The sequence below is a fragment of the Demequina flava genome, from assembly GCF_000975035.1.
Lineage (GTDB): Bacteria > Actinomycetota > Actinomycetes > Actinomycetales > Demequinaceae > Demequina > Demequina flava.
The window spans coordinates 660,119-672,896 of record NZ_BBRA01000002.1; the positions used below are offsets into that span (position 1 = coordinate 660,119).

At 64.9% G+C, this 12,778-nt stretch carries 12 protein-coding genes; 1 reads left to right on the forward strand and 11 read right to left on the reverse strand.

Going from position 1 to position 12,778, the window contains the following annotated elements; genetic code table 11:
- Positions 1–71: 71 nt before the first annotated feature.
- From AOP74_RS11705 to AOP74_RS11755, 11 genes are all read right to left on the reverse strand, one after another.
- Complete coding sequence (locus AOP74_RS11705) at positions 72–1,877, reverse strand: AMP-dependent synthetase/ligase (protein ID WP_160297490.1); 1,806 nt, start codon at positions 1,875–1,877, stop codon at positions 72–74.
- A gap of 156 nt (positions 1,878–2,033) precedes the next feature.
- On the reverse strand, positions 2,034–2,594 hold the full coding sequence (locus AOP74_RS11710; protein WP_152649283.1) for a hypothetical protein: 561 nt from the start codon (positions 2,592–2,594) through the stop codon (positions 2,034–2,036).
- 76 nt (positions 2,595–2,670) lie between these two features.
- Entirely contained in the window at positions 2,671–3,543 is an 873-nt protein-coding gene (locus AOP74_RS11715) for an ABC transporter permease (RefSeq protein WP_061962532.1), read from the reverse strand.
- Positions 3,540–4,514 (reverse strand): ATP-binding cassette domain-containing protein, encoded by a 975-nt coding sequence (locus AOP74_RS11720; protein ID WP_061962533.1) that lies wholly within the window; start codon positions 4,512–4,514, stop codon positions 3,540–3,542. The genes AOP74_RS11715 and AOP74_RS11720 overlap by 4 nt, the downstream gene beginning before the upstream one ends.
- Before the next feature lie 99 nt (positions 4,515–4,613).
- A complete protein-coding gene (locus AOP74_RS11725; RefSeq protein ID WP_201774332.1) occupies positions 4,614–5,579 on the reverse strand; it encodes a carbohydrate ABC transporter permease in 966 nt (321 codons plus the stop codon).
- 9 nt (positions 5,580–5,588) lie between these two features.
- The gene (locus tag AOP74_RS11730; RefSeq protein ID WP_061962534.1) at positions 5,589–6,524 is read right to left on the reverse strand and encodes a carbohydrate ABC transporter permease; all 936 of its coding nucleotides are present in this window, start codon (positions 6,522–6,524) and stop codon (positions 5,589–5,591) included.
- A complete protein-coding gene (locus AOP74_RS11735; protein ID WP_061962535.1) occupies positions 6,524–7,417 on the reverse strand; it encodes a phosphodiesterase in 894 nt (297 codons plus the stop codon). Before AOP74_RS11735 ends, AOP74_RS11730 begins: the two co-directional genes overlap by 1 nt.
- Positions 7,414–8,214: a tyrosine-protein phosphatase gene (locus AOP74_RS11740; RefSeq protein ID WP_061962536.1), complete on the reverse strand. Its 801-nt coding sequence runs from the start codon at positions 8,212–8,214 to the stop codon at positions 7,414–7,416. The genes AOP74_RS11735 and AOP74_RS11740 overlap by 4 nt, the downstream gene beginning before the upstream one ends.
- Positions 8,207–9,598 carry an ABC transporter substrate-binding protein gene (locus AOP74_RS11745; protein ID WP_061962537.1) on the reverse strand — a complete coding sequence of 464 codons (1,392 nt, stop codon included), beginning with the start codon at positions 9,596–9,598 and terminating at the stop codon, positions 8,207–8,209. The genes AOP74_RS11740 and AOP74_RS11745 overlap by 8 nt, the downstream gene beginning before the upstream one ends.
- Positions 9,599–9,672: 74 nt before the next feature.
- Positions 9,673–10,806, reverse strand: a complete 1,134-nt coding sequence (locus AOP74_RS11750) for an ABC transporter ATP-binding protein (protein ID WP_061962538.1) — start codon at positions 10,804–10,806, stop codon at positions 9,673–9,675.
- Positions 10,807–10,943: 137 nt separating this feature from the next.
- The gene (locus AOP74_RS11755; protein ID WP_061962539.1) at positions 10,944–11,846 is read right to left on the reverse strand and encodes a MurR/RpiR family transcriptional regulator; all 903 of its coding nucleotides are present in this window, start codon (positions 11,844–11,846) and stop codon (positions 10,944–10,946) included.
- 183 nt (positions 11,847–12,029) lie between these two features.
- On the opposite strand from AOP74_RS11755, the gene AOP74_RS11760 reads away from it, so the two are divergent.
- A complete protein-coding gene (locus AOP74_RS11760; RefSeq protein WP_061962540.1) occupies positions 12,030–12,716 on the forward strand; it encodes a hypothetical protein in 687 nt (228 codons plus the stop codon).
- Positions 12,717–12,778 lie beyond the last annotated feature (62 nt).

The following is a 12,778-nucleotide window of genomic DNA, read 5'->3' on the forward strand; positions in this document are numbered from 1 at the left end:
CGAAAACCTACGGCCAGGAGTGCCGCGAGCCGCAAACCCCGCCGAGTATGTACGGCCAGGGGAAAAGGGGGTTAGGCGGCGGAGCGCGGGGGCTTGTTCTTGCCCGGCTTCTTGGCGTAGATCGACTCGATCACATCGGAGAAGTGCTCCATGACGACCGTGCGACGCACCTTGAGCGACGCGGTGATCTCCTCGCGCGTCTCAGAGAACTCGCGCGGCAGGATGCGGAACTCCTTAATGGCCTCGGCCTTCGACACCTGCTCGTTGGCAGATGCGACGGCGCGACCCACGGCCTCGCGAACCTTCTCGTTCATCGAGGCGGTTTCGAGATCCATCTCGGGAAGGTCGTGCGCGGCCAGCCAGTCGGGCAGCAGGACCGGGTCAAGCGTCACGACAGCGGACACGAAGTGGCGGCCATCGCCAATCACGACGGAGTCCTGAATGGCGGGGTGCGAGCGGATGAAGTCCTCGAGCATTGCGGGCTGAATGTTCTTGCCCGAGCTCAGCACGAGCAGTTCCTTCTTGCGGCCCGTGATGCTGATCGAGCCGTCCTTGATCTCGCCAAGGTCGCCGGTCGCGAACCAGCCATCGCGCATGACCTGCGCGGTGGCGTCGGGCGCGTTCCAGTAACCGGGGAAGGTTCCGATGCCGCGCACCAGGATCTCGCCGTCGTCGTCCACCTTGGCCTCGCAGCCCGCGATGGGCCGGCCCACGGTTCCCATGATGGAGCCGGTGACGGGGGTGCCCACCACTGCGGCGGAGGTCTCGGTCAGTCCGTAGCCCTGCATCACCGTGATGCCGAGGCCGCGGAAGAAGTGTCCGAACGACGGTGTGAGCTTCGCTCCACCCGCGAGGACGTACTGCAAGTTGCCGCCCAGAAGAGCGCGGATCTTGCTCAGCACCAGGCGGTCGGCAAGCTTGTAGCGGAAGTTCAGGCCAGACGAAGGCCCGCCGGTTTCCATCGACGCCGACATCTCGCGCGCGACCTTGGCCGACCAACGGAACAGGGTCTTGCGGATACCCTTCATCGAGGTATCTGCGCGGTTGTAGACCGTCTCGAGGACGCGCGGCACAAGTGGCATCCAGGTGGGCTTGAAGGCCTGAAGGTCGGCGGCGAGGCTCTTGTGGTTGGGCGTGTAACCGATCACGGAGCCCGTCTGCAGCGCCAAGATCATGGCGAAGCGTGCGAAGACGTGGGCCAGCGGCAGGAACAGCAGCACGCGGGTCTCGCCGTGCACAAAGGTGCCGAAGTTGGGGTCGGCTTCCACGTTGGCGGCGTGCTCGACAAGGTTGCGGTGCGTGAGCATCGCGCCCTTGGGGCGGCCCGTGGTGCCGGAGGTGTAGATGATGGTCGCGAGGTCGACCAGCGTGACGTCGGCGGTGCGCGCGGCGAGGTCCTCGTCGCTCACGGAAGCGCCGCGCGCGGCCAGTTCGTCGAGGCCTGCTGCGGTGAGCGGCAGTACCTCGGGCGCGCCCTCCAGCGCGGCGAGCATGGCCTGGTTCTCATCGCTCTCGACGCCCACGAACGAGATCCCTGCGTCTTCCACGATCCACGCGCACTGCGAGGCCGAGGAGGACGGGTAGATCGGAACCGTCACGCCGCCGGCGGCGAGGATCGCGTAGTCAAGCTCGGACCACTCGATGCGGGTGTCGCCCATGACGCCCACGCGGTCACCAACAGAAACGCCGGTCGCAATGAGGCCCTTGGCGATCGCGCGCACGCGGTCACGGAACTCGCCGATCGTGACGCCGGTCCACTCGCCCTGTTCATCCTTAACTTCGGCAAACGCTGCGGAAGGATTTGAACTCGCGCGCTCATTGAGCACCGCGGTCAGGTGCAGCGACGGGTCAAGGGTCACCAGGGGCGGTGAAGTCATCACGTTTTCGGCCATACTTAATCGTAACCTACGGGCGCGTAGGTTACGGAGACGTAGGTCACGGGTGAGCCGTGGGCGAACATGCCCGATGCTGCGCTCACCAAGGCGCTGTCAGAGGGCCGATGCCGTGGTCACCCCAACGCGGAACGAAGCGCGCTAGCCGCAGTAGTCGCAGGCGCCGGTGGCCGGCAGGTTGGTGAAGCACGAGGGGCACGTCGGCACCACGGGCTCTGCCTTCTTGGGGCTAGCTGCCTTCTTCTTTGCAGCGGCGGCAGGCTTGGCCAGCGTGGCAGTCATGGTTCCCGAGGTTGCCGCTGCGGGAGCACCGGCATGGGTGTCGGCGTAGGCGCCCGAGGGGTCGAGGTCCGCGTCGCTGTGCGTGCCCATCGGAAGGTCCAGGTTCCACTGCGACGACGATTCCGTGGGAACCACGCTGTCAGCGCGCGTCGCGCCCGGAAGCTCAACCCACTCGCTCTCGCCATCGGCAGGGTGTAGCGCGATGTACAACTCGGTGATGAACGCGACCGGCTTGGTCTGGCCCAGCGCCTCGAGCGCGATGTACTCACGCGAGGCTGGGATGTAGACGTGCTCGAAGTCGAAGTCGCGCGTCACCTCCCGCACACGATCGACCGCCCCCAACCCCAAAGCGAAGTCTGCCAGGGCGGCATCGAGAGTACGGAAGTAGGTGCGCTGTTCGAGGTCAGTTGGGGAAGTCACCGGTGAATCTTGCCCCACTTGCGGCACCCCATTTGACCACCTGCGCTCAGATTGAGAGAAGTCTCACGTGTCCGTGTCAGCTGGGGTCGCGATACTTCCACATGGTCAGTGTTCCGAAGACGGCGACGAGGACCGCCGACCACACCAACGCGAGCGTGAGATCCGCACCGGGCGACATCCCGTCCATCAGTGCGCGCACCGCTGTAACCAGGTGCGATACCGGGTTCACGTCCACCCACGCCTGCAACCAGCCAGGCATGGTGGACGGGTCCACGAAGATGTTGGACGCGAACACCAGCGGCATCATCACCATCATCGCGACACCCATCACCGCGTTGGGACTGCGCAGCAACATCGACAGGAACGTCCACACCCATCCAAGCGAGAACGCGAAGACGAGCAGTAGCGCCACCCCGAGCACGACGCCCACGAAGCCGCCGCCAGGGCGCCAACCAATCAGGAGGCACACAACCGACGTCACGATGGCGGCCACGGTGAATCGCACGGCATCGCCCAGGAGCATGCCCACAAGAGCGCTAGGACGCCAGATAGGCAGCGAGCGGAAGCGGTCAAAGACGCCCTTGTCGAGGTCTGTGCGGAGCGTGGTGCCCGTGTACATCGTGATGAACAGCACCGACTGCACCAGGATGCCCGGCGCCAGGTAGGCGATGTAATTATCGACCGAGCCGGCGATGGCACCACCGAAGAGGTACGTGAACAGCAGTGTCATCACGACGGGGAACACAGTGACGTCGAGCAGTTGCTCGGGCACGTGCTTGATCTTGAGCAGTGCACGCCACCCGAACGTCACCGAGGTCGACAGCGCACTGGGCCGCGCGGGGCGCTCGGTGTTCGCGAGCGCGTGGGTGATCGCATGCGCCTGGGGCGCTGGGGTGTTCTCCGCGGCTGGCTCGGGCGTGGACTCGGCTTGTGATGTCTCGGTGCTCATGCCGCCTCCTCCGTCTCGGAACCGGCGGTCTCCGCCGCGGGCTGCCCGGTCAGTGACAGGAAGACCTCGTCCAACGTGGGTTGACCCAGCGAGAACTGGGCAAGCCCCACTCCCTCGGAGTCCAGCGCACTCAGGGCTCGCGTTACGCGCGTGCGGTCGTCAATGACGGCGGACAAGGCCTGCGGGTCGGTGGGCAGTTCCACCTCGACGCCGAGTTCGCGGATCAAGATTTCCCGAGCCTTGTCCCTCTCCTCGCGCTCCATCACGCGCACGTGCAGAGCTCCTGCCCCCACGGAGGCCTTGAGCTGCGTCGCGGTGCCCTCGGCGATGATCTTGCCGGAGTCAATCACGGAGATCCGGTCTGCCAGGGCATCCGCCTCGTCCAGGTACTGCGTGGTGAGCATCACGGTTGTGCCGAAGTCGACCATGGCGCGCACGATGTCCCACACCTCATTGCGACTTCGCGGGTCCAGGCCGGTGGTGGGCTCGTCGAGGAACAGCAGTTCCGGCGTCACCACGATGGAGGCCGCAATATCGATACGCCTGCGCATGCCGCCGGAGTACTTCTTGACCTGGCGGTCGCGCGCATCGGTCAGCGCAAACGCTTCGAGCAGTTCGTTCGCCCGCCGCGTCGCCGCCTTGGGCGAGTAGCCGTACAGCTTCGCAATCAGCCGCAGGTTCTCGAGCCCCGACAGATCCTCATCCACGGAAGCGAACTGGCCGGTCAGCGATACCCGCGACCGCACCTCATCTGCCTGCGAGGCTATGTCGTAGCCGAGTACGGAGCCTGTCCCGGCATCGGCCCTCACCAAGGTCGCCAGCATGCGAATCACGGTGGTCTTGCCTGCGCCGTTGGGGCCCAGAAAGCCGTGCACTCCCCCGCGTTCAATCGCGAGATCCACGCCATCAACTGCGCGCGTGCTCCCGTACGTCTTGACGAGACCATGTGTCTCGATCGCCAACTCCGCCACGACACCTCCCCAAGTGACTGAGGCACCGGGCGCTCCCGATGCACCTCACAAGACTAAGCCCGGGCGCTGACACGCGCCCGGGCTTAGTCCGTGGATGAGCTACTTGAGGCCGGAACGCACAAAGGCGTCGACGATGTAGCGCTGGAGGAACAAGTACAGCAAGAGGATCGGCAGAGCGGCGATGGCAGAGGCCGCCATCAGTGCACCCCAGTCATTGCCCTCAGAGGACAAGAACTGGCGAATACCCACCTGCAGCACCGGCGCGCCGGTACGCAGCACGAGCGCTGGCCACAGGTACTCGTTCCACGCCGAGATGAACAGCATGATCGTGGTCGCGGCAATCGCGGGTGTCACGTTGGGCACCACGACCGTCCACAGCGTGTTCCACGACGAACGCCCATCAACCTTGGCGGCATCGATGATCTCCCGCGGGAAGGATTCCATGTGCTGACGCATCAGCAACACCGCGAATGCGGCGCCCAGGTTGGGCAAGATCACACCCCACAGCGTCCCGAGGAGCCCCAGGTCAGAGATCAACACGTAGTTGGGAATCATCGTGACCTGGAACGGAATCAGCCAGGAACCGATGAACAGCATCAAAATCACGTTGCGGCCCGGGAAGCGCCACATCGCGAAGCCATAGCCGGCAAGCAATGCGACAAGCATCTGCCCGGCCGCAATTCCCGCGGACAGCAGGATCGTGTTGAGCAGCATCTCACCCAGGCCAATGCGCGTCCAAGCGTCAGCAAACGTCTCGAAGCTGATGGGCCACGGAATGATGGACTGGTCGAGGACATCGCCCGGGGCACGCAACGCGGCCGCGAACATCCAGTACACGGGCAGGATGGAAAACACGGCTAGCGCAAGCAGGATCACGTGCCCGGCAAGTTTGCCTGGCGAGAAGCGGCGCTTGGGACGGGCCGATGCTCGCTCATGCTGGTCTGTCGGGTCCGGTTCGGGCGTGACGACAGGCGACGACGAGGCAGGCGTGTCGAGAAGCCCAAAGGCCGGCTTGGACGGCAGCCGAGGAGTCTCGACGCCCGGGTCTGCGAAGGCGAAAGTCACAGTCGGCTCCTAGTTGTCATGGAAGTTGAGCTTTTCGGACAGCAAGACGAATCCGACCGCGACAAGCCCAAACAGAAGGAAGAACACCACTCCGGCGGCTGCGGCGAGCCCTGCGTCAAAGCTCTGGAATCCGAGCTGGTACAGGAGGTAGTAGATGTTCGTGGTGGAGTTGATCGGGCCACCCTGGGTGAGCAAGTCGATCAGCGGGAAGGACCACTGCGCGGACAGCAGGATCGCCATGAGGCCCAGGAAGAGCAGCGTGGGGCTCAGCAGCGGAACGGTGATGCGCATCGTGGTGCGCCACGAGCCCGCGCCATCGGTGGCAGCCGCGTCGGCGTAGTCGGGGTTGATGCCCGCCACACCGGCAGCGACCACGAGGACGCCGAATCCGAGCATCTGCCACACCATGATCGCGATGATCGCCCAGATTGCAGTCGACGGATCACGGAAGATGTTCCCGAGATCGAGGCCCGCATTGTTAGCCGCAGTCCACAACAGTCCGGAGTCTTCAGCGAACATCCAACGCCAGACAGCTCCGGCAGCAATGGGCGGAATCAGGAACGAGACAAAGATCAGGCCCTGATACACGCTCTTGGAGCGCGTGCCGACCTTGCGTGACAGCAGCACAGCGATCGTGGGAAGAATGACCGCGGCCACGAAGCCCGCTGCGATGTACACCAGAGTGTTGCGCATCGCGGCGATCATCTCGGGATTGGTCACCACGTCTGCGTAGTTCTCGAGACCCACCCACTCCTTGGGGCTGGTGGGTAGGAGATTCCAGTCGTAGAACGACAGCCCGAAGCCCTCGACCATAGGCCGGTAGATCCACAGTCCGATCAGAGCAACCGCGGGCAACAGGTAGAGGTACGGCGCCAGCGGGGGCCGCCGGTGAGCCTTGCGAGGCTCCCCGACGGCCGCCTCCGGCGCGGCGACTTGCGTGAACATTAGTTCTGCGCCGCTCCCGACATTGCAGCCTCACGCTGCTCAGGCGTCATCGCGAGGAAGGCTTCCATCTGGTCAGCCTGCATCTCGTACAGCGTCGCGAAGTCTCCCAGCGGAACAATGGAGTGCATGACCTTGTCGCCGTAGACGTGCACGAGGTTGTGCGACTGGCCACCGTCCATGCCGCGAGCGCCAGGCTGCGCCATCGCGAGGTCCTGCGAGTAGCACGTTGCCGACGCGACGGACACGGGCACCCCTGCGAAGTCCGTGAAGGTGCTGTAGTGCAGGTGGCCGCCCAGGATTCCGCGCACGTCGGTGCCCTCGATGACCTTGGCCAGACGGTCCTGGTCCTTGAGGTCGACGAGCTTCATCATGGCGATGGGGCTCGGCACGGGAGGGTGGTGCAGCGCTAGCAGGGTGCCGTGGGGAGCCGGGCTGGCGAGCACGTCCGCGAGCCAGTCGAGCTGCTCGTCCGTGATCTCACCATGGTGCTTGCCCGGAACTGTGGAATCGAGTGCGATGATCCGCAGGCCGTTGATGTCGTAGACGGCATCGACGGGCTCCGAGGAGGCTTCGCCACCCAACAGGACCGACCGGAAGGCGCCGCGCTCGTCGTGGTTACCCATGACCCAAATCACTGTGGCGCCCATCTCTGCCGCGACGGGCTCAACCATGTCGCGGAGACGCTCATACGCCTCGATCTCACCCATGTCCGCGAGGTCACCGGTGAAGATGATGGCCTCGGGGTTCTGCTGGCGCGCAGAGAGCGAGTCGAGCAGTTCACGAAGGTTCTTGTCGGAGTCAACGCCGCCGTGGAGCAGGCCCTCGCCTACGAAGTGGGTGTCAGAGATGTGCAGCAGGAAATGGTCAGCGGTGTCGGGGGTCAGGTCAGTCATGATGCCTCCTCGGCAGTGGCGGGTACGGTGATGTTGCTGATCAAGGTGTCGATCTCCGCGGCTGTCATGCCGTGGGCAATCAGGTAGTCGCGGACGCTCCCGTGAGCGGCTTCAACGCGGTCGAGCGTGGCGGCGAGTAGCTCACGCGGACTCGCCACCAAGAGGTCGTCGATGTCTTCGGGAAGTCCAGGGAACTGCGCGGCAATGGCCGTGCGCATCTGCGCCGCCCACTCCCCTGCCAGATACTCCTGCGACAGCGTGTAGTCGTCGAGAACAATCTCGCGATCAACTCCCGCAAGCTCGAGCGCCATCGCGATCACGACGCCCGTGCGGTCCTTGCCCGCAGTGCAATGCACGAGGGCGGCACCTTCAGGCCCTGCCTCGGCGATGCCGCGCAACGCCTCGACGAGAGCCAGGCCAGACTCATCGACCATGAGTTCGTACACGGTCGCGAGCATCTGAGCGCCCGTTCCAGCAACCTTGGGGGCCGCATCGGAGTGCACGGGGACGTGGATCTCCACGATCCCGCTACCCGCGTAGTCGCTGGGCGACTTCAAACGCTCGTCGTCGCTGCGCAGGTCGACAACGCGAGTCACGCCAGCATCGGCCAAGTGCTTCACGCCTGTCTCTCCCACGCGTGCCGGCGCATCGGAACGCAGGAGTGCGCGCCAGCGAATCGATCCGGTCGTCGTGGGGTAACCGCCGACGTCGCGGAGGTTGAAGATTCCGGGCAGTTCGATGCGCCGCTGGGGCGCGGCCCCCGTCTCGTTGACGGGGGCCAGCGTCGTGTCACTCATTGATGAGGTCCTGTGCGCGCTCGGCGGCATCGGTCATGGCTGCCTCGGGGTCTTCGCCGTAGAACACGGCCTCCTCGATCGCGGTGGAAACGATCTGGGTGACCTGCGAGTAGTTGTCGCCGGGGTACGAGACCCAGGGCTCGAGGTTCTCGAGCTGGTCCAGGTTGGGCTGTGCGAGGGGGTTGGCCTCAAGCCAGTCGGCAAGCGCGCCGTCACCCTCAGTCAGGCCGGTGCGCAGCGGCAGGTATCCGATCTGCGAGGTGATGAGCTCGTAAGCACGCTCGGAGGTGAGGAACTGCGTCAGCTCCCATGCGGCGGCCTGCTTGGCCGGGTCATCAGACAGGATGAACAGCGCCGAGCCCGAGTTGGTCGGCACGGCGTCCATGCCTTCAAAGCCAGGCAGTGGTGCGGAGCGCAGTTCCCAGCCTCCGGCCTCTGCGGACTGCTGGAGGTAGCCCTGGAGGGCGGAGGAGTTGATGATGAAGGTCACCTCACCGCGAATTGCTGCCTCTAGTTGACTCTGCACATCGAGGTTGGCGATGACACCCTCATCCGCGAGTTCCCGCATCTTCTCGACTGCGGTCACCGAGCCTTCTTCACCGAAGGTGATCGTGGAACGGTCATCGCTGAGCACTGAGCCGCCCGCTGAGGCGATGATGCCCTGCATGCACCAGTCACCGCCCACGTTGACGCAACCGAGCGCCACTGGCTCAGTGCCGACGCTCTCGCCAACCTGAGTGGCGACCTCGGCAAGGGCGTCCCATGTGGAGACGTCCATGGTGTCGGGGTCAATGCCTGCGGCCTCAACGGCATCCGCGTTGTAGAACATCACTGGGGTGGAGAACACGTAGGGCATGGCCCACTGCTGGCCGTCCCACTCACCGAGTGCAGCTGCGCGCTCGTGCATGGGGTACTCGCCGCCGAGGTGCTCCTCAACGGCCTCGGTGCCCACCAAGGACTCGATGGACTTGGTGCCCAACGCGTTGACGGCGAAGTCAAAGGTATCGAAGGTCAGCTGCGCGACATCTGGCGCATCTCCAGCGAGCAACTGCTGCTGGACGGACGATGCAGTGGCGGAGTTTCCGCCGGTGAGGTCAGCCAGCGGGGGCTGGCCGGTGACGCTGATGTTGGGGTGCTCAGCCTCGAACTCCTCGAGCAACTGGTTGACGGTGTCAGTCCAGACACCCTCGGTCTGCAGGTTGTAGCTCTCGAACACGATCTCGACCTGCTCGTCGGGGTCGAGTGCTTCGATGGCGGCGTTGAGATCGGCGCTTGCGGCGTCGACATCGCCCGCAGCCTCAACGTCGCTGCCGCTTGAGCAGGCAGCGAGTCCAAGCGCGGCTGCGGCGACGAAAGCGCCGGAGCGGAGGTATGGGGACAGCATGATTTCTCCTCTTGATGGGGTCAGGTGTGGTGGCCGCCGTCACGGCGGTCGTCAGTGAAGTTCGGTGGGGGTGGTTAGACGGCGACGGCGGCAGGTACCGAGTCGACGACATCGGTGGAGGGCTCCTCGATCCACTCCAGTCGCCGGCCGCTGTCTGCCGCGAAGAGGTGGACGTGCTCCACGTCTGCGGTGAGCGTGATCGGCGAGCCGAGCGCAACCCCGTCCTCGCGGGAGGCTCGCACCGCGACGCGCTCGGTGCCGACGCGGCACGTGACGTGGAGTTCGTTGCCGAGGTTCTCGACCATCTCCACGGTTCCGGTCAGCGACAGGCCCGTCGCCGCGAAGCGTGCGGTGACGCGGAGGTGTTCGGGCCGCACTCCCACGTAGGCAGCAAATTCGGGGACGTCTCCGACAAAGAGCGATCCCCCGACGCCCTCGCCGTGCAGCACGATCTGACCCTCGCGGGACTCGACCGTCGCCGGAACAAGATTCATGGGCGGGCTACCGATGAACTGCGCCACAAAGACCGAGGCCGGGCGGTCGTATACGTCCTCGGGGGTTCCGATCTGCTCGATGCGCCCGTCATTCATGACCGCGATACGCGTCGCCATCGTCATCGCCTCGACCTGGTCGTGAGTGACATACACGATCGTGGCGGCCAGACGGCGGTGGAGGGTTGTGAGCTCGTGTCGCGTCTGGACGCGCAACTTGGCGTCGAGGTTGGACAGCGGCTCATCCATGAGGAAGGCCTTGGGCTCACGCACAAGCGCACGGCCTACGGCGACTCGTTGGCGCTGGCCACCGGACAGCTGCTTGGGCTTGCGCTCGAGCAGGTGCTCAATTTCGAGGATGCGAGCCACTTCCTCAACACGCGCCGTGCGCTCCGTCTTGGCAACCTTGCGCGACTTGAGGGGGAACTCAAGGTTGGCTCGCACGCTGAGGTGCGGGTAGAGCGCGTAGCTCTGAAAGACGAGAGCGATGTCGCGCTCTTTCGCGGACACGTCCGTGATGTCCTCGCCGTCGATCGCAATGGTTCCCGCGGTGGGCTCAAGGAGACCGGAGAGGATGCGCAAGAGCGTGGACTTGCCACATCCCGACGGCCCCAGCAGGGCGAGGAAGTCGCCGTCGTTCACGGTCAAGGTTGCGCTGTCGAGTGCGACAGTCTCGCCGAACTTCTTGGTCACGCCGGAGATCGCGATCTCAGCCACTGTTGCTCCTTCAGTCGGTATGGATCTCCTCGTTAGGAAATCCCGTTACCGATAAAGGTAAGGAGCCGTAATGAACATACGGTGACGCGTAATGGAACGCGCGGCAACGTCACCGTGAAGGTCACGTGACAGCGAAATCAGGCAGACGGAGCAGACTCCGGAGTGCCTTCGTTCGAGCCGACGCCACCGTCGACTGCCTCGGCAATGAATCGGAAAATCTCCGGCGAGAAGTCGTGCTCTCCCCCACGTGCGGACACCACACCATCGGCCAGTGCGGTGAGCACAACCATCTGTGCCGCCACAATGCCCGGCATCCCTACGGCCCAGTCCCTGACGGGCGGCCCTGCGATCAGAGCATGGGTGGCCATCTGAGCGAGCGGGGACCGCGCGTACCCCGTGAGAGACACGATTGCAGCACCCGAGCGCCGGGCGGCGTCGGCCGCCTCGATCGTCAGCGCATTGGTGCCGGAGTTAGACACGGCGATGCACACGTCACCCTCCCCCAGGCTGACGGCCGCCATGTGCTGGACCACAGCATCGGCCGGAGCCTCAACAGACCGGCCGTTCTGAATCAGCAAGAAGGCCCCCAACTGCGCGGCGGGCGCGGACCCACCATTGGCCGCGACGAGGACGCGGCGCGCGCCATGCACAGCCGACACCGCCGCCGCGAGCTCCGCGCGGTCGAGAGTAGACAGGGCTTGAGGCAAGTCCCCAACCGTAGTGTCGACGATGCGGTCCACCCCGGTGGCCTCCGAGGGCTCGCGCCCACCGACTGCGCCCGCCGCTGCGAGATCTCGCACCAGCATCATCCGCAGGTTCTGGAATCCCACCAGGCCCAGGGACTTGAAGGTGCGCACGACCGTCGCGGGCGACGTGCTGGCGCGCTCAGCGACGTCTGCCGCGGACCCCTGCGACACAAACTCCGGGTCCGCCACGACGACCTCTGCGACCCGGCGCTCGGCCGGTACCAGCCCTGGCAAATGGGAAGAGATGAACCCGACAGTGCCACCCACGGGAACGTTGACTTGACCGCTATCCATAGGCTCGTGTCTACCACTTGGCCACCTTGGCGCCTGCTCGTCTGACGCATCGTTCATCTTCTGTTTCGCTGATTTCACCCTCAGGAAACGCAAATTCGTCTCGGGCTAAGGTTTCTCCCCATACCTCCCGCACGTGCGCGGTGTTGAACTGACAGCGACGGACCGCCATGCAGGGAGATGGCCATGCTGACGACACGACTCACGATCGCAGGCGGCGCCACGATCGCGCTCACACTCCTGGCGGGCTGCTCCAGTAGCGACGGCACTGCCGAGAGCGCCGCGGACATTGGGGCCGGTGCCTCGGCAGCCGCGGAGGACATTGGCGAAGCCGTCGAGGAAGCGCTCGACGACGCCACGACCGATGAAGACTCCGGCGGCTTCATGGAAGGTGACGGCGAGGAGGACGACGACGCGATGGCGGGCGAGTCCGGACCGGACACCGCAACCGTAGAAATCAACGGCGAAACCTACAACTTCGCAATCCCCGAGGGCCACGACGGCTTGGACGCGCAATGCCTCGCGCTCGATGGGTCGTTCCAAGGCGTCATGCCGTTCGAAGGCTCCGACGACCCGGATACATACTTCTCCTTCGCACTCGTCGACTGGGACGCCGTGTCGGACGCGGAGGCCCATAACGACCCATCCATGAATCTGGCCCTGCCCGACGGCACCGAGTGGGTCGCGGGCGAGCAAGCAACCTGGTTTGGCCTGGACCCGGCAAACGTTCCTGTTGACCTGGTCCCGTCCTTCGACGACGCGGGCGCCTATGCGTCCGGAACCATCACGTTGCAAATGGTGCCCGAGCTGACCGATCTGGACGCCGAGGACGTCTTTGCAGATGCAACCGTCGAAATGGCCTGCCTGCGCTGATAACACACCTACGTTCATCTCTCCCGCTGAGGGAGGCTCGGATAGCGTGCCCATGAGGGGTG

Excerpts from the sequence above, each read along its gene's own strand:
- AOP74_RS11705 (WP_160297490.1), bottom strand. The coding sequence starts at position 1,877 with ATGACTTCACCGCCCCTGGTGACCCTTGACCCGTCGCTGCACCTGACC.
- AOP74_RS11715 (WP_061962532.1), bottom strand. The coding sequence starts at position 3,543 with ATGAGCACCGAGACATCACAAGCCGAGTCCACGCCCGAGCCAGCCGCG.
- AOP74_RS11730 (WP_061962534.1), bottom strand. The coding sequence starts at position 6,524 with ATGTTCACGCAAGTCGCCGCGCCGGAGGCGGCCGTCGGGGAGCCTCGC.
- AOP74_RS11735 (WP_061962535.1), bottom strand. The coding sequence starts at position 7,417 with ATGACTGACCTGACCCCCGACACCGCTGACCATTTCCTGCTGCACATC.
- AOP74_RS11740 (WP_061962536.1), bottom strand. The coding sequence starts at position 8,214 with ATGAGTGACACGACGCTGGCCCCCGTCAACGAGACGGGGGCCGCGCCC.
- AOP74_RS11745 (WP_061962537.1), bottom strand. The coding sequence starts at position 9,598 with ATGCTGTCCCCATACCTCCGCTCCGGCGCTTTCGTCGCCGCAGCCGCG.
- AOP74_RS11755 (WP_061962539.1), bottom strand. The coding sequence starts at position 11,846 with ATGGATAGCGGTCAAGTCAACGTTCCCGTGGGTGGCACTGTCGGGTTC.
- AOP74_RS11760 (WP_061962540.1), top strand. The coding sequence starts at position 12,030 with ATGCTGACGACACGACTCACGATCGCAGGCGGCGCCACGATCGCGCTC.